Origin of the sequence: Kluyvera sp. CRP, from assembly GCF_019930565.1 — a bacterium.
In the GTDB taxonomy this organism is placed as follows: domain Bacteria; phylum Pseudomonadota; class Gammaproteobacteria; order Enterobacterales; family Enterobacteriaceae; genus Kluyvera; species Kluyvera georgiana_A.
This window is the reverse complement of sequence record NZ_CP082841.1, coordinates 2,116,553-2,132,496: the sequence shown is the minus strand read 5'-3', so window position 1 is coordinate 2,132,496 and position 15,944 is coordinate 2,116,553. Positions and strand designations below refer to the sequence as shown.

At 54.6% G+C, this 15,944-nt stretch carries 11 protein-coding genes; 4 read left to right on the top strand and 7 right to left on the bottom strand.

Annotated elements, in window-relative coordinates:
* Nucleotides 1–96 precede the first annotated feature (96 nt).
* Together cysI and cysJ are read right to left on the bottom strand one after the other, a co-directional pair.
* Entirely contained in the window at nucleotides 97–1,809 is a 1,713-nt protein-coding gene (cysI, locus tag K7B04_RS10010) for an assimilatory sulfite reductase (NADPH) hemoprotein subunit (protein ID WP_065357930.1), read from the bottom strand.
* A complete protein-coding gene (cysJ, locus tag K7B04_RS10005; RefSeq protein ID WP_223803933.1) occupies nucleotides 1,809–3,611 on the bottom strand; it encodes an NADPH-dependent assimilatory sulfite reductase flavoprotein subunit in 1,803 nt (600 codons plus the stop codon). The genes cysI and cysJ overlap by 1 nt, the downstream gene beginning before the upstream one ends.
* A 304-nt stretch (nucleotides 3,612–3,915) precedes the next feature.
* On the opposite strand from cysJ, the gene queD reads away from it, so the two are divergent.
* Both queD and agp read left to right on the top strand, forming a co-directional pair.
* Nucleotides 3,916–4,281, top strand: coding sequence for a 6-carboxytetrahydropterin synthase QueD (gene queD, locus K7B04_RS10000; protein ID WP_163446301.1), 366 nt, complete (start codon nucleotides 3,916–3,918; stop codon nucleotides 4,279–4,281).
* A gap of 165 nt (nucleotides 4,282–4,446) precedes the next feature.
* Complete coding sequence (gene agp, locus K7B04_RS09995) at nucleotides 4,447–5,688, top strand: bifunctional glucose-1-phosphatase/inositol phosphatase (RefSeq protein ID WP_163446302.1); 1,242 nt, start codon at nucleotides 4,447–4,449, stop codon at nucleotides 5,686–5,688.
* A gap of 84 nt (nucleotides 5,689–5,772) precedes the next feature.
* Here agp and queE read toward each other — a convergent pair whose 3' ends face one another.
* Nucleotides 5,773–6,444: a 7-carboxy-7-deazaguanine synthase QueE gene (gene queE, locus K7B04_RS09990; protein WP_223804143.1), complete on the bottom strand. Its 672-nt coding sequence runs from the start codon at nucleotides 6,442–6,444 to the stop codon at nucleotides 5,773–5,775.
* Between the two features lie 292 nt (nucleotides 6,445–6,736).
* On the opposite strand from queE, the gene K7B04_RS09985 reads away from it, so the two are divergent.
* On the top strand, nucleotides 6,737–8,074 hold the full coding sequence (locus tag K7B04_RS09985) for a gluconate:H+ symporter (RefSeq protein ID WP_163446303.1): 1,338 nt from the start codon (nucleotides 6,737–6,739) through the stop codon (nucleotides 8,072–8,074).
* A 339-nt stretch (nucleotides 8,075–8,413) separates the two neighbouring features.
* Nucleotides 8,414–9,523: an SDR family oxidoreductase gene (locus K7B04_RS09980; protein WP_223803932.1), complete on the top strand. Its 1,110-nt coding sequence runs from the start codon at nucleotides 8,414–8,416 to the stop codon at nucleotides 9,521–9,523.
* Between the two features lie 50 nt (nucleotides 9,524–9,573).
* On the opposite strand, the gene eno is transcribed toward K7B04_RS09980, so the two are convergent.
* From eno to relA, 4 genes are all read right to left on the bottom strand, one after another.
* Complete coding sequence (eno, locus tag K7B04_RS09975) at nucleotides 9,574–10,872, bottom strand: phosphopyruvate hydratase (protein ID WP_163446305.1); 1,299 nt, start codon at nucleotides 10,870–10,872, stop codon at nucleotides 9,574–9,576.
* Nucleotides 10,873–10,951: 79 nt separating this feature from the next.
* The gene (gene pyrG / locus K7B04_RS09970; protein WP_064543087.1) at nucleotides 10,952–12,589 is read right to left on the bottom strand and encodes a CTP synthase (glutamine hydrolyzing); all 1,638 of its coding nucleotides are present in this window, start codon (nucleotides 12,587–12,589) and stop codon (nucleotides 10,952–10,954) included.
* A gap of 223 nt (nucleotides 12,590–12,812) precedes the next feature.
* Nucleotides 12,813–13,604, bottom strand: a complete 792-nt coding sequence (gene mazG / locus K7B04_RS09965; RefSeq protein WP_223803931.1) for a nucleoside triphosphate pyrophosphohydrolase — start codon at nucleotides 13,602–13,604, stop codon at nucleotides 12,813–12,815.
* A 60-nt stretch (nucleotides 13,605–13,664) separates the two neighbouring features.
* Nucleotides 13,665–15,896, bottom strand: coding sequence for a GTP diphosphokinase (gene relA / locus K7B04_RS09960; protein WP_163446308.1), 2,232 nt, complete (start codon nucleotides 15,894–15,896; stop codon nucleotides 13,665–13,667).
* Nucleotides 15,897–15,944 lie beyond the last annotated feature (48 nt).

Below are 15,944 nucleotides of genomic sequence, written 5' to 3'. Positions count from 1 at the left end.
CCCCTCACCCCGGCCCTCTCCCCAAAGGGGCGAGGGAGAAAACCGAGCGGTCCCCTCTCCCCTGCGGGGAGAGGGTTAGGGTGAGGGGGGACGGTGTTATTCCCAGAAATCACGCGCTGGATCGAGCACCGGGCGAATGATGCCCGCACGCACCGTAAAGTCGCCGAAGCCTTCACCCGCTTCACGCTCTTTCGCCCAGCGCCCAACCAGTTCGTCAACAGAATCGAGAATTTCTGATTCCGTAATATTTTCGCGATACATACGCGGAATACGCGTCCCCATGCGGTTGCCGCCCAGATGCACGTTGTAGCGACCCGGCGCTTTGCCCACCAGCCCCAGCTCCGCCAGCATCGCGCGGCCACAGCCGTTCGGGCAGCCGGTCACGCGCATCACGATGTGCTCGTCCGGGATACCGTGTTTTTCCAGAATCGCTTCGACTTTGTCCGTGAACGACGGCAGGAAACGCTCGGCTTCCGCCATCGCCAGCGGACAGGTCGGGAACGACACGCAGGCCATCGAGTTTTCGCGCTGCGGTTTCACCGCATTCATCAACCCGTGGTCGCGCGCCAGCTTCTCGATCTTCGCTTTCTGGCTTTCCGGCACGCTGGCGATGATCAGGTTCTGGTTAGCGGTGATGCGGAAATCGCCTTTGTGGATCTTCGCGATCTCCAGCAGGCCGGTTTTCAGCGGACGTCCCGGGTAATCCAGGATACGACCGTTTTCGATAAACAGCGTCAGGTGCCAGTTGTTGTCGATCCCTTTCACCCAACCGATGCGATCGCCGCGACCGGTAAACTCATACGGGCGGATCGGCTCGAATTTGATCCCCGCGCGACGCTCAACTTCTTCTTTGAACGTGTCGACACCGACGCGCTCAAGCGTGTATTTGGTTTTCGCATTTTTACGGTCGGTACGGTTACCCCAGTCACGCTGGGTCGTCACTACCGCTTCCGCTACCGCCAGGGTATGCTCAAGCGGCAGGAAGCCAAACTCGCTGGCTGTACGCGCGTAGGTTTTCTTATTACCGTGCTCAATAGATAGACCGCCGCCAACCAGCAGGTTAAAGCCCACCAGCTTGCCGTTTTCGGCAATCGCCACGAAGTTCATGTCGTTGGCGTGCAGATCGATATCGTTCTGCGGCGGGATCACCACCGTGGTTTTAAATTTACGCGGCAGATAGGTTGCGCCAAGGATCGGTTCTTCGTCAGTGGTCGCGACCTTCTCCTGATCGAGCCAGATCTCCGCATAGGCGCGGGTGCGCGGCAGCAGATGTTCAGAGATCTTTTTCGCCCACTCATAGGCTTCCGCGTGCAGCTCGGACTCATACGGGTTGGAGGTGCACAGCACGTTACGGTTCATGTCGTTGGCGGTCGCCAGCGCGTCCAGCCCCACCGAGTGCAGCATCTGGTGCACTGGCTTGACGTTCTTCTTCAGAATGCCGTGGAACTGGAAGGTCTGACGGTTGGTCAGACGGATGCTGCCGTAAATCGTGTTGTCAGCGGCGAATTTGTCGATCGCCTTCCACTGGGTGGTGGTGATCACTCCGCCCGGCAGACGGCAGCGCAGCAGCATCGCGTGACGCGGCTCCAGCTTCTGCTCGGCGCGCTCGGCGCGAATGTCACGGTCATCCTGCTGGTACATGCCGTGGAAACGGATCAGCAGGAAGTTATCGCCGTGGAAGCCGCCGGTCAGGCCGTCATTCAGGTCTTCCGCGATGGTGCCGCGCAGGAAATTACTTTCACGCTTCATGCGCTCGGCGTCAGTCAGTTTGCCTTCGACCACTAAAGGCCCTGGGTGTTTTTCGCTCATTAGTAGACATCTCGCTGATAACGGCGCTCGACGCGCAGCTCACTTAAAAATTCATCCGCCGCTTCGATGTCCATTGCACCGAACTCAGCAATCACTTCCAGCAACGCCTGCTCAACGTCTTTCGCCATGCGATTGGCGTCGCCGCAGACATAAATGTGGGCACCGTCATTGATCCAGCGCCACAGCTCTGCGCCCTGTTCGCGCAGTTTGTCTTGTACGTAGATTTTTTCTTTTTGATCGCGTGACCAGGCCAGATCGATCCGGCTCAGCACGCCTTCTTTCACGTAACGCTGCCATTCAACCTGATAAAGGAAATCTTCGGTGAAGTGCGGGTTACCAAAGAACAGCCAGTTCTTGCCTTCCGCACCGTCGGCGGCGCGCTGCTGCATAAAGGCGCGGAACGGCGCGATACCCGTACCAGGGCCAATCATAATCACCGGAGTCTGCGGATTCGCCGGCAGGCGGAAATTATCGTTGTGCTCAATGAACACGCGCACTTCGCCCTCTTCTTCCACGCGGTCGGCGAGGAAGCTGGAAGCACCACCCGCGCGGGCGCGGCCTTCAATATCGTAGCGCACGACGCCGACGGTTACGTGCACTTCGCTTTCGACTTCCGCCTGTGAAGAGGCAATGGAGTACAGACGCGGCGTCAGCGGACGCAACAGGCCGATTAATGCTTCAGCGTCGAGCTGCGCCGGGGAGAAACGCACCATATCGACGATAGGCGTGGTGGCTGCATATTGCTGCAACTGCGTTTTATCGCCCACCAGCGGCAGCAGAGACTCGCTGCGCGTCAGCGTAGCGTAGTTCTCCACGATATTCGCGGTGTTGACCGTCAGTTCGAAGTGCCACTGCAGCGCTTCAGCCAGCGGCAGGGTTTTGCCGTTGACGGTAACGGGCTCGTCACCTTTCAGCCACAGCAGCTCCACCAGCTCTTGCACCAGCGCGGGATCATTCTGATACCACACGCCCAGCGCGTCGCCTGGCTGATAGCGCAGGCCAGAATCGCCGAGGTCAATTTCAATATGGCGGACGTCTTTTTCAGAATCGCGGCCGGTGATTTTCTGGTTCACCGACAAGGACGCCGACAGCGGCGCCTCTTTGGTGTACGGGCTGGAGTGAATCTCGTTCACCGCTCCGCTGGCAGCAGCCTGCACGGAAGGTGCAGCCGGCGCGCGGGCTTTCAGCACCTCAACCAGACGCGCACGCCATTCGGCCGCGGCGGCCTGGTACTCCACGTCTGCATCGACGCGGTCGAGCAGGCGCTCACCGCCCAGCTCGGCCAGCTTGCTGTCAAAGTCTTTCCCAGCCTGGCAGAAAAACTCATAGGAAGTATCGCCAAGGCCCAGCACCGCAAAGGCAGTATCGGTCAGCTTCGGCGCTTTTTTCGAGAACAAGAATTTATGCAGCGCTACCGCTTCTTCCGGCGTTTCCCCTTCCCCCTGCGTAGAGGTCACGATCACCAGCAGCTTTTCCGACGCGATTTGTTTGAATTTATAATCCCCGGCGTTCACCAGGTTCACGTTCAGTTTGGCGGCCAGCAGATCGTCACGCAGCGCTTCCGCAACGCGGCGGGCATTGCCGGTCTGCGAGGCGGAAATCAGCGTAATGGCCGGGACTTCGACGGCAGCCGGTGCGGCAGAAACGGCCGCAGCGCCAGGCTGCTGATTAAGCACGCCCCAAAAATAGCCGGAAACCCAGGCAAGCTGGGTGGGTGATAAATCAGTAGTGGCCGCCTGAAGGCGCGCTAACTGCTCCGGATTAAGCGGGAGCAAAGCTGAAGGGGGAGACTGTGTTGTCATGCGTTGTTATGTTCCAGTAGCAAAGCTGTTTCTAATCAGAAAAAACAAAACTGAATGTAAGGTTAACGACGTGGATAATAACAATTAAAGAAGGGATAGAAATATCAAATAACCAAATGGACTAACCTCTTTTCCTGGTAGTTAATAGCACTAAAACAGATTAAATAACTTATTGATATAAATAGATAATAATTATCACCGTGCACAATTAATGTTCTCTTTGGACATTTATCCCTTTTAGTTAATGCAGAAAAATGTGCATTCGGGTACTATGCGGCGTTTTTTTCCGCAAGACTGAGAGTTCATGATGTCCACCACACTGTTTAAAGATTTCACCTTCGAAGCCGCCCATCATCTGCCACATGTGCCGGAAGGGCATAAGTGCGGTCGCCTGCACGGCCACTCGTTTATGGTGCGTCTTGAGATTACCGGTGAAGTTGATCCCCATACCGGTTGGATCATGGATTTTGCCGAGCTGAAAGCGGCGTTCAAACCGACCTACGATCGTCTGGATCACTACTACCTGAACGATATTCCGGGTCTCGAAAACCCGACCAGCGAAGTGCTGTCCCGCTGGATCTGGGAACAGGTTAAACCGGTTGTGCCGCTGCTGAGCGCGGTAATGGTGAAAGAAACCTGTACCGCAGGCTGCGTCTACCGCGGCGAGTAAGTCAGTCGGCAAGCGGGGAGTCGGTTCGCGTCTCCCCCGTTCCCCTTCCGTAGTCTCCTATCACATTCATTTCCCTAATCTTTCAGAATGCGGCATCCGCCCAGGAAATATGACGAAGTTCTGTCACACTCTTTGGGTTGGTTAATACATTGTGAGGAATAAGGGATGAAAAAAACGCTTCTCGCCGCTGCAATGCCGGCACTGTTATTGTTCTCAGGATTAAGCCAGGCGCAAACGCCACCCGAAGGCTATCAGCTTCAGCAGGTGCTGGTGATGAGCCGTCACAACCTGCGCGCGCCGCTGGCGACTAACGGTAGCGTGCTCGAACAGTCGACGCCAAATGCCTGGCCGGAATGGGACGTTCCCGGCGGACAGCTCACCACCAAAGGCGGCGTGCTCGAAGTCTATATGGGCCACTATATGCGTGAATGGCTGGCGCAGCAGGGAATGGTCACCAGCGGGGAATGCCCGGCGCCGGACACGGTATACGCCTATGCCAACAGCCTGCAACGCACCGTTGCCACCGCCCAGTTCTTTATTAATGGCGCCTTCCCCGGCTGCGACGTTGTCGTCCACCACCAGGAAAAAATGGGCACCATGGACCCAACCTTTAACCCGGTGATCACCGACGACTCTGCCTCATTCCGTGAGAAGGCAGTACAGGCGATGGAGAAAGCGCGGCAGGCTCAACAGCTCGACGAGAGCTATAAGCTGCTGGCGCAGATTGCCCGTTATCAGGATTCTCCTTCCTGCAAAGAGAAGCAACAGTGTTCGCTGAGCGATGCCAAAGACAGCTTTAGCGCCAACTACCAGAAGGAGCCGGGTGTTAAGGGGCCGCTGGCAATCGGTAACTCGCTGGTCGATGCGTTCACGCTGCAATATTACGAAGGGTTCCCGCTTGACCAGGTGGCCTGGGGGGAAATTAAAACCGATCAGCAGTGGCGTCTGCTGTCAAAACTTAAAAACGGCTATCAGGACAGCCTGTTCACCTCGCCAGAAGTCGCGCGCAACGTAGCAAAACCGCTGGTGAAATATATCGATAATGCGCTGGTAACCGAAGCGGCGAAAACGCCGAAAATCACGGTTCTGGTGGGTCATGACTCGAACATTGCTTCGCTGCTGACGGCGCTGGATTTCAACGCCTACACGTTGCCGGGTCAGTACGAACGCACGCCAATCGGCGGGAAAATTGTGTTCCAGCGCTGGCATGATACGCAAGCAAATCGGGATTTGATGAAAATTGAGTATGTTTATCAGAGCGCCGAGCAGTTGCGTAACGCGGATGCATTAACCCTGAAAACACCGCCGCAGCGCGTCACGCTGTCGCTAAAAGGCTGCCCGGTTGATGCCAACGGTTTCTGCCCGATGGACACCTTCTCAAAAGTTATGAACGACGCGGCGAAGTAAAGCTTAACGCCCCCGGCTGAGCGAAGCGATGCCGGGATGTTTCCGGAGGAGACGCGATGCGCCTCCTCCGGGCGACAAATATCATCAGGCAATATTCAGATACTTGTGCGTCTGCATCGACAGGCGCCAGTTGCGCGCGATACAGGTTTCAATGCACAGACGGGTAGCATCGTCTTTCTGGCTAATCGGCTGCAAGGCAATAATCCGCGGCTTCTCGTCAGAGAGCGTCTCCAGCAGTTCGTCCAGCGCTTCAATATCGCGCACGCGGCCTACCGGATGCTTGATTTCATCGGCGCGTTCCAGTGCCTGCGACAGCACATCGTAGCCGCCGCGCATGTTCACCTTCGGCGACACGGTCACCCAGGTGTTCGGCGTGCAGCGCACTTCATGGGTACCGCTGGTTTCAATCTGGCAGCTAAAGCCATTCTGCTCAAGCAGCGCGGTAAGCGGAGTTAAGTCGTGAATGCACGGCTCACCGCCGGTAATCACCACGTGACGTGCGGTCCAGCCCTGACGGCTAATAATCGCCAGCAGATCGTCGCTGCTTGCCGCCCCCCATTTATCGCTCTCTTTGGTTTTCGCCAGGATACTGAACAGAGACACTTCCCGATCCTCGAGCTTATCCCAGGTATGTTTGGTGTCACACCAGGCACAGCCTACCGGGCATCCCTGTAAACGAATAAAGATGGCGGGGACGCCAGTAAAATAACCTTCACCCTGCAGGGTCTGAAACATCTCGTTAATCGGGTACTGCATCATCGGCTCTTCAGTAGTGGTAAACCGTCATTATTGCATATTTCGCGCCAGCGATCCCTCGCACTTCTTGCGCAACCGCACGTTGCTTTTTTGCCGACGCACTTAACGGGATTTTTCTGTGATCTATCCGATCTTTGTGGTGAGAATTAACATTTTCATTACATCGTTATTCGCCCTCTTTCACTGTTTAACATGTTGCTGCGTGATTCAAATTGGTATGACACATTTTCGTGAGTAATATCCAAAACCGGCTACATATCATACCAATTATAAATTTTGACAAGGAAAAAGGATGAACGCGTTTGCTGAAGCCCTGCCGGTGATCTGGGTCGCCCTGGGCGTTGTACTGCTACTTATTCTCAATATGAAATTTAAGATCAACGGGATGCTGGCGCTGCTGCTGGCGGCGATTTTTGTTGGCGTCTGTGAAGGATTGCCGCTGGAGGCTATCGGGAAATCGATTGAAGCGGGCGTGGGCAGCACGCTGGGGCATCTGGCGTTAATCATTCTGTTCGGTGCGATCCTCGGCAAGCTGATGGTCGATTCCGGCGCGGCCCAGCGTGTCTCCTCGACTTTGCTGCAAAGCTTCGGGCCAAAAAAGGTGCAGTGGGCAATCATGGTCATTGGCCTGATATTCGGCCTGGCGATGTTTTACGAGGTTGCTTTCCTGATCCTCGCGCCGCTGGTGATCAGTATTGCTCGCGAAGCCAAAATTCCGTTCCTGAAACTCGGCATCACGATGGTCGCCGCCGCGACAACCGCGCATAGCCTGTTTCCGCCGCAGCCAGGCCCAACGGCGCTGGTTGCCGCTTTCCACGCCGATATGGGGATGGTCTATATCTACGGCGTTATCGTCGCTATTCCAACGGTCATCTGCTCGGGCATTCTGCTGCCAAAACTGCTGGGCAATCTGGAGCGCCCAATTCCACAGCTGCTGGAATCACAGAAGGTTTTTCGCGATGACGAAATGCCGTCGTTCGCCACCAGCCTGCTGGTGCCGCTCATTCCGGCAATCATCATCACCGGCGTGACCGTGATTAAGCTGTTTATCCCGGCAGGGGCCAGCGTTATCTCGTTCCTTAACTTTATCGGTAGCGCGCAGGTCAGCATGCTGATTGCCGTACTGGTCGCGCTGTATGCATTCGGTACCGCGCGCGGTAAATCGATGACCGAGGTGATGAGCTCTTACTCCACCGCCATTGAGAAAGTGGCGCTGGTCGTCTTTATCATCGGTGCAGGTGGCGCCTTTAAGCAGATCATTATGGATACCGGCGTGGGTGATTACATCGCCGATATGATGCGTACCTCTTCCGTCTCGCCGTTGATTATGGCGTGGTTTATCACTGTGCTGCTGCGACTGGCTACCGGTGCAGGTACCGTCTCAGCGATTACCGCGGCGGGGATTGTGGGGCCAATGATTACGACTTTTAATGTTGATCCGGCGTTGATGGTGCTGGCGACCGCCTCGGGAAGCAACACGCTAACCCACGTCAATGATGCCGCATTCTGGTTATTCAAAGAGTATTTTGGCCTGTCGATTAAAGACACCTTCAAAACCTGGGGACTTTTAGAATTAACTAACTCCGTTGTCGGTCTGTTAATTGTATTATTGCTCGATTTGATTATCTAAATATTTCCCAAAAACAATTTTTATAAACAATCCGTAGCCAAGCCCGCTACGGATTGTTTTTCTTCTTTTAGAATGGCATTTATGGTGTAACAAAAAATGTTTATTTTTACAGTTAAGATACAACTATTGATTTTATAAAACCATTAATAAGCAACAGGTTATAATTGAAAATAAAATTTATTGAATCTTTTTAAATATCAAGATGTCAAATTCAATCCGCGCCAGTACTTAAGCTTAAAATAAGCTTAAGCTCTCCCTTTATTACCCCATTCTTTATTTAAGCGCCGTTTACTTTTCCGATCCTAGAATCCGCAAATCAACCATGACGAGACAGTATTCATGAATACATTATTAATCACGGGCGTTACCGGTTTTCTTGGCGGCGCGGCGCTGGAAGCCATTCTCAATACCCACAGCGACGTTAATTTACTGCTGTTAGTCCGTGCAGATAACGGTGAAGCCGCTGTCGCAAGGGTTAAGGAGAACTTACGTAAATTCAATATCGATGAAGAGAAGCTGGCGAAGATCGCCCCACGCCATATCCTGCTGGGTGACTTAGCCTACCCGGAGAGTTTTCTCGATGATGTGCGTCTGGACAAGGTAACCCACGTGCTGAACTGCGCCGCTGTGGCTTCCTTTGGCAGCAACCCGCTGATCTGGAAAGTGAACGTAGAAGGTACGCTACAGTTTGCTCGCCGTATGGCAAAGGTGGAAGGCTTACAGCGCTTTCTGCACGTCGGTACGGCAATGTCATGCTCGCCAGAGCCGGACTCTCTGGTCGCTGAAAGCGCAGAGTTCCGCGAGCGGGCCGAACACCTGGTAGAGTACACGCATTCCAAATCGACCATCGAACAGCTGATGCAACAGCAGCTTCCAACGCTGCCCCTGATTATCGCCCGTCCTTCGATCGTAGTCGGCCATACTCGCCACGGCTGCCAGCCGTCCAGCAGCATTTTCTGGGTCTTCAGCATGGGGCTGATGCTGCAAAAATTCCTGTGCTCGATGGAAGACAGAATTGATGTGGTGCCGGTGGATTACTGTGCCAACGCGCTGCTTCTGCTGCTGGATGCACCGCTGGTACAAGGGGAAGTGATACATATCTCGGCGGGAGAAGAGAATAGCGTTCGCTTTGCCGATATTGATTGTGCGATGGCGCAAGCCCTGGAGCAGGCACCGGTTGGCGACCGCTATGCGCAAGTCAGCTATGAAGCGCTGGTGAAAATGCGGCGCGAACTGAAAGGTATTTTTGGTCCGTGCAATGAGCGACTAATGTTGAAAGCGATGCGGCTGTATGGCGCTTTCGCCACGCTGAACGTGCGCTTTAGCAACGACAAGTTGCTCAGTATCGGCATGCCAAAACCACCGCGCTTTACCGACTATATTGATCGCTGCGTACAAACCACGCGTGGACTCTCGATTCCGCAGCAGATGACCGTCGATTTTAAGTAAAAAAAATGCCAGCCCAAAGGCTGGCATTTCTAAATCAGATAAAGACAGGATTACGCCTGACCTTTGATCTCTTTACGACCGTTGTACGGAGCCTGTGCACCCAGCGCTTCTTCGATACGAATCAGCTGGTTGTACTTAGCAACACGGTCAGAACGGCTCATAGAACCAGTTTTGATCTGGCCAGCAGCGGTACCAACAGCCAGGTCAGCGATGGTAGCGTCTTCAGTTTCGCCAGAACGGTGAGAGATGACAGCGGTGTAGCCAGCGTCTTTCGCCATTTTGATCGCAGCCAGAGTTTCGGTCAGGGAACCGATCTGGTTGAATTTGATCAGGATGGAGTTAACGATACCTTTCTCGATACCTTCTTTCAGGATCTTGGTGTTGGTTACGAACAGATCGTCACCAACCAGCTGGATTTTGTCGCCCAGAACTTTAGTCTGGTATGCGAAACCAGTCCAGTCAGACTCGTCCAGACCATCTTCGATGGAAACGATCGGGTACTGTTTGGTCAGGTCTTCCAGGAAGTGAGTGAATTCTTCAGAGGTGAACGCTTTGTTGCCTTCGCCAGCCAGAACGTATTTACCGTCTTTGTAGAATTCAGAAGCTGCACAGTCCATCGCCAGAGTGATGTCGGTGCCCAGCTCGTAGCCAGCAGCTTTAACAGCTTCAGCGATAACAGCCAGTGCTTCAGCGTTGGAACCCAGGTTCGGCGCGTAGCCGCCTTCGTCACCAACTGCAGTGTTCATACCTTTAGCTTTCAGAACTTTAGCCAGGTTGTGGAACACTTCAGAACCCATACGTACGGCTTCTTTCAGGGATTTCGCGCCAACCGGCTGAATCATGAATTCCTGAATGTCGACGTTGTTGTCAGCGTGCTCACCGCCGTTGATGATGTTCATCATCGGAACCGGCATGGAGTATTTGCCCGGAGTGCCGTTCAGTTCAGCGATGTGAGCGTACAGCGGCAGGCCTTTAGCGGCAGCTGCTGCTTTGGCGTTCGCCAGGGAAACAGCCAGGATTGCGTTCGCGCCGAAGTTGGATTTGTTCTCAGTACCGTCCAGATCGATCATGATCTTGTCGATGCCAGCCTGATCTTTAGCATCTTTACCCAGCAGAGCCTGAGCAATCGGGCCGTTAACAGCGGCAACAGCTTTCAGTACGCCTTTACCCATGAAACGGGATTTGTCGCCATCGCGCAGTTCCAGCGCTTCGCGGGAACCAGTAGAAGCACCTGACGGGGCAGCTGCCATACCGACGAAACCACCTTCCAGGTGTACTTCAGCTTCAACAGTCGGGTTACCACGGGAGTCGATGATTTCACGACCGATGATTTTAACGATTTTGGACATTAGGTTTTCCTCAGTACAAGTTAAACTAAAACTCCAGACAAACAACGCCCCTCGTGGGGCGCTGCCGTTCTAACTTTTTTTACTTCGCTTGACGCTTCTGGTACTCGCCAGCGGCTTTCACAAAGCCAGCAAACAGCGGGTGCCCATCACGCGGCGTAGAAGTAAACTCCGGATGGAACTGACAAGCAACGAACCACGGGTGATTCGGAACTTCGATGATCTCGACCAACTGATCATCACCGGAACGGCCCGCAACGCGCAGACCTGCAGCTTCAATCTGTTTCAACAACATGTTGTTGACTTCATAGCGGTGACGGTGACGTTCAACGATTGTTGGCGCGCCGTACATCTGACGAACCAGGCTGTCATCGCTAAGCTGGCACTGCTGCGCGCCAAGGCGCATGGTGCCGCCGAGGTCGCTCTTTTCAGTACGAACTTCGACATTGCCTTCTTCATCACGCCATTCAGTAATGAGCGCCACAACCGGGTACTTACAGTCTGGCACAAATTCCGTAGAGTTGGCGTTGTCCATCCCCGCAACGTTGCGCGCGAATTCGATCAGCGCAACCTGCATACCCAGGCAAATGCCCAGATAAGGAATATTGTTTTCACGCGCGTAGCGTGCGGTAGCGATCTTACCTTCTACGCCACGGTAGCCGAAGCCGCCAGGGATCAGGATAGCATCTAAATCTTTCAGAATTTCGACGCCGCGCGTTTCCACATCCTGCGAATCAATCAGCTTGATGTTGACGCTGACGCGGTTTTTCAGGCCACCGTGTTTCAGCGCTTCGATAACCGATTTGTAGGCGTCCGGCAGTTCAATGTACTTGCCGACCATACCAATGGTCACTTCGCCTGCCGGGTTCGCTTCTTCGTAAATAACCTGTTCCCATTCGGACAGATTCGCTTCCGGGCAGTTCAAGCTGAATCGTTTACAAATATAATCGTCCAGCCCCTGAGATTTCAACAGGCCTGGAATTTTATAAATGGAATCGACATCTTTCATCGAAATAACCGCTTTTTCTGGCACATTACAGAACAATGCAATTTTTGCACGTTCATTTGCCGGAATCGCGCGATCGGAGCGGCAGACCAGGATATCTGGCTGAATACCGATGGACAGCAGTTCTTTAACGGAGTGCTGAGTCGGTTTGGTTTTCACTTCACCGGCAGCCGCCATATATGGCACCAGCGTCAGGTGCATGAACAGCGCGTTCTCACGACCGATATCCACCGCTAATTGACGAATCGCTTCCAGGAACGGCAGAGATTCGATATCGCCGACGGTGCCGCCGATTTCAACCAGCACCACATCGTGGCCTTCGCCACCGGCAAGCACGCGCTCTTTGATCGCGTTAGTGATATGCGGGATAACCTGTACGGTCGCGCCCAGATAGTCGCCACGGCGCTCTTTGCGCAGGACGTCTGAGTAAATACGGCCGGTCGTGAAGTTGTTACGGCGAGTCATTTTGGTGCGGATGAAACGCTCGTAGTGACCCAGGTCCAGGTCGGTTTCAGCGCCGTCTTCGGTAACGAACACTTCCCCGTGTTGGATCGGGCTCATGGTACCAGGATCGACGTTGATATACGGATCCAGTTTCATCATGGTGACGTTAAGGCCACGGGCTTCAAGAATGGCTGCCAGGGAGGCTGCGGCAATGCCTTTACCCAGAGAGGATACGACCCCGCCGGTCACAAAAATATAGTTCGTTGTCATGCTGAACCTGAGAAGTTAGGGTGAAACGATGGAATAACCAAGACGGGAAAGTAGTATACCCGAACATGGCGAGCGCCACAAACTTTCATTCTCGCTCCTCAATCGCCGCAGAAACAAACATGGGGAGTGAGAAAATAGCCCCTTTTGGGTAAATGTTTTTGACGCAAATCAATCGCTTGTCATTTAAGATTTCGCACTTTTCGCCCTTTCCCGCAAAAATTCTTTAGAGATCATGTTCCTGCTGTTTTACCTGTTGCCAAACTTCTTCCATCAAATCCAGGTCTACGCCGGTCATTTCCAGGCCTCGCTCAGCGACAATTCGCTCAACCTCGCGGAAACGACGCTCAAATTTTTCATTCGCTTTTTGCAGCGCGGTCTCGGCTTTGACGCCTAAATGACGTGAAAGATTGACGGTGGCGAACAGCAGGTCGCCCATTTCCTCTTCCAGTCTAGCTTCATCGACAACCGCCTGCCTGGCTTCGTCCATGACTTCATCAATTTCTTCGTACACTTTATCCAACACCGGGCCCAGCGTCGTCCAGTCAAAACCCACCGCCGAACAGCGTTTCTGGATTTTGTGTGCTCGCATCAGCGCCGGGAAAGCGCGCGGAATGTCATCCAGCGCGGAGTGCTGCGCTTTTTCCGCACGTTCGGCGGTTTTGATCTGCTCCCAGCGGGCCAGCACTTCCTGACTGCTGCCGACATTTGCATCGCCGAAGATGTGCGGGTGGCGACGTTCCAGCTTGTCGCTGATGGCGGCGCAAATGTCGTTGAAATCAAAGCGCCCTTCTTCCTGAGCCATCTGGGCGTAGAACACCACCTGGAACAGCAGGTCGCCAAGTTCACCGCGCAGGTCGTCAAAATCTTCGCGAGCGATGGCATCGAGTACTTCGTAGGTTTCTTCCAGCGTGTAGGGGGCGATGGAGCTGAACGTCTGCTCTTTATCCCACGGGCAGCCGTTTTCCGGGTCACGCAGGCGCTGCATAATACCGAGCAGTCGGTCGATTTGAGTCATGGTGTTTCCTTGCAAAAATAGAGCGTTACCCTCTCCCAACAGGGAGAGGGTAAGGGGAAATTAACCGCCGTGCAGTCGACGCGCGTCGATCACGTCCGGCACCTGGTTCAGCTTGCCAAGCACGCGGCCCAGCACCTGCAGGTTGTAGATTTCAATGGTCATGTCGATGGTCGCCATCTGCTGCTTGGTATCGCTGCGGCTGGCTACGCCCAGAACGTTGACCTTTTCGTTGGCGAGAATGGTGGTGATATCGCGCAGCAGGCCGCTGCGGTCGTTAGCCTGCACGCGCACCACCAGCGAGTAACCTGCCGAGTAGCTTTCGCCCCACACCGCATCAACGATACGTTCCGGCGCGTGCGATTGCAGCTCCGCCAACTGTTCACAGTCCGCACGGTGCACCGAAATGCCGCGCCCCTGGGTAATGAAACCGACAATTTCATCGCCAGGAATCGGCTGGCAGCAACGGGCAATGTGGTGCATCAGGTTGCCAACACCTTCAACCACCACGCGACCGTTGTCTTTGCTGCGGTTTTGCGGCGTGTAAGATTTCTGCTGCAGCTGTTTAAGCGCGGCGGCATCCTGTTCAGCGGCGCTCGGTTTATTGAACTGCGCCTGCAGGAAATTCACCATCTGATTGAGGCGAATATCACCGCCGCCAATCGCCGCCAGCAGCTCTTCCACGTCGTTAAAGTTGTAGCGCGGCAGCAGGTGCTTTTCGGCTTCTTTGAGGCTGATGCCCAGATGTTCCAGCTCGTCGTCGAGGATCTGCCGCCCGGCCAGTACGTTCTTGTCTTTATCCTGTTTACGGAACCAGGCGTGAATTTTCGAACGCCCGCGGCTGGTTGTCACATAGCCCAGGTTCGGGTTCAGCCAGTCGCGGCTTGGGTTCGGCTGCTTCTGGGTGATGATTTCAATCTGGTCGCCCATCTGCAGTTGATAGGTGAACGGCACGATGCGCCCGCCGATCTTCGCGCCGATGCAGCGGTGTCCAACATCGCTGTGAATGTGGTAGGCAAAGTCCAGCGGCGTGGAGCCGGCCGGCAGATCCACCACGTCGCCTTTCGGCGTAAACACGTAGACGCGGTCATCAAAGACCTGGCTGCGCACTTCGTCGAGCATTTCGCCCGAATCGGCCATCTCTTCCTGCCATGCAATCAGTTTACGCAGCCAGGCGATACGATCTTCGTGGCCGGAGCGCGCGCCGCTGGCGGTACCTTCTTTGTACTTCCAGTGCGCGGCGACGCCCAGCTCGGCATCTTCGTGCATCTGTTTAGTACGAATCTGGATCTCAACCGTTTTGCCGCCTGGCCCCAGCACCACGGTATGGATGGACTGATAGCCGTTCGGTTTCGGGTTGGCGACGTAGTCGTCGAACTCATCCGGCAGGTGGCGATAGTGAGTGTGTACTATCCCCAGCGCGGCATAGCAATCCTGCAGGCGCTCGGCGACGATACGCACCGCACGCACGTCAAACAACTCGTCGAACGCGAGATGTTTTTTCTGCATTTTGCGCCAGATGCTGTAGATATGCTTCGGACGACCGTAAACCTCGGCTTTTACCCCTTCGGTTTTCATTTCACTGCGCAGGTGGCCGACGAAGTCATTGATGTAATGCTCACGGTCAATACGACGCTCGTGCAGCAGTTTGGCAATACGTTTGTATTCCGCCGGATGCAGGTAGCGGAAGCAGTAATCTTCCAGCTCCCATTTGAGCTGACCAATGCCGAGACGGTTCGCGAGCGGCGCGTAGATGTTGGTACACTCTTTCGCCGCCAGCACGCGCTCATCTTCCGGCGCATCCTTCACCTCACGCAGGTGGGCAATACGCTCGGCGAGCTTGATGACCACGCAGCGGAAATCGTCGACCATCGCCAGCAGCATGCGACGGACGTTGTCTACCTGTTCGGAGGAGACCGCGTCAGTATGGGTGGCCTTCAGTTGGCGGATGGCCGCCATGTCGCGCACGCCGTGAATCAGCGTCACTACCGACTGCCCGGCGCTCTCGCTGAGCACCTCTTCGCTGACCACGTTAGCGTCGACTAACGGGAACAGCAGCGCCGCGCGTAGCGTATCGTTATCCATACTCAGCGTCGAGAGGATTTCAACCATCTCAACCCCGCGCCACAGCATCAGCTCGGCGTCATCACGCCCAACGGTTTGGCGGCGACAGTAATCCCAGGTCTCGGCTAAGCGTTCACACGACTGCTGGCTGGAAATTCCCAGACTTGCGATCCATTTCTGTGGGTCAAACTCACCAGCTTTATTGAGATGTGCACTTCTTACCGCAACCATTGTCCTCTCCTTTCAGGGACCGGCCTGTCGAAGTCGACAAGCCACCGT

What these genes read in the sequence shown, in the direction of transcription:
- cysI (WP_065357930.1), bottom strand. Translation starts at nt 1,809, where the DNA reads ATGAGCGAAAAACACCCAGGGCCTTTAGTGGTCGAAGGCAAACTGACT.
- cysJ (WP_223803933.1), bottom strand. Translation starts at nt 3,611, where the DNA reads ATGACAACACAGTCTCCCCCTTCAGCTTTGCTCCCGCTTAATCCGGAG.
- queD (WP_163446301.1), top strand. Translation starts at nt 3,916, where the DNA reads ATGATGTCCACCACACTGTTTAAAGATTTCACCTTCGAAGCCGCCCAT.
- agp (WP_163446302.1), top strand. Translation starts at nt 4,447, where the DNA reads ATGAAAAAAACGCTTCTCGCCGCTGCAATGCCGGCACTGTTATTGTTC.
- queE (WP_223804143.1), bottom strand. Translation starts at nt 6,444, where the DNA reads ATGCAGTACCCGATTAACGAGATGTTTCAGACCCTGCAGGGTGAAGGT.
- K7B04_RS09985 (WP_163446303.1), top strand. Translation starts at nt 6,737, where the DNA reads ATGAACGCGTTTGCTGAAGCCCTGCCGGTGATCTGGGTCGCCCTGGGC.
- K7B04_RS09980 (WP_223803932.1), top strand. Translation starts at nt 8,414, where the DNA reads ATGAATACATTATTAATCACGGGCGTTACCGGTTTTCTTGGCGGCGCG.
- eno (WP_163446305.1), bottom strand. Translation starts at nt 10,872, where the DNA reads ATGTCCAAAATCGTTAAAATCATCGGTCGTGAAATCATCGACTCCCGT.
- pyrG (WP_064543087.1), bottom strand. Translation starts at nt 12,589, where the DNA reads ATGACAACGAACTATATTTTTGTGACCGGCGGGGTCGTATCCTCTCTG.
- mazG (WP_223803931.1), bottom strand. Translation starts at nt 13,604, where the DNA reads ATGACTCAAATCGACCGACTGCTCGGTATTATGCAGCGCCTGCGTGAC.
- relA (WP_163446308.1), bottom strand. Translation starts at nt 15,896, where the DNA reads ATGGTTGCGGTAAGAAGTGCACATCTCAATAAAGCTGGTGAGTTTGAC.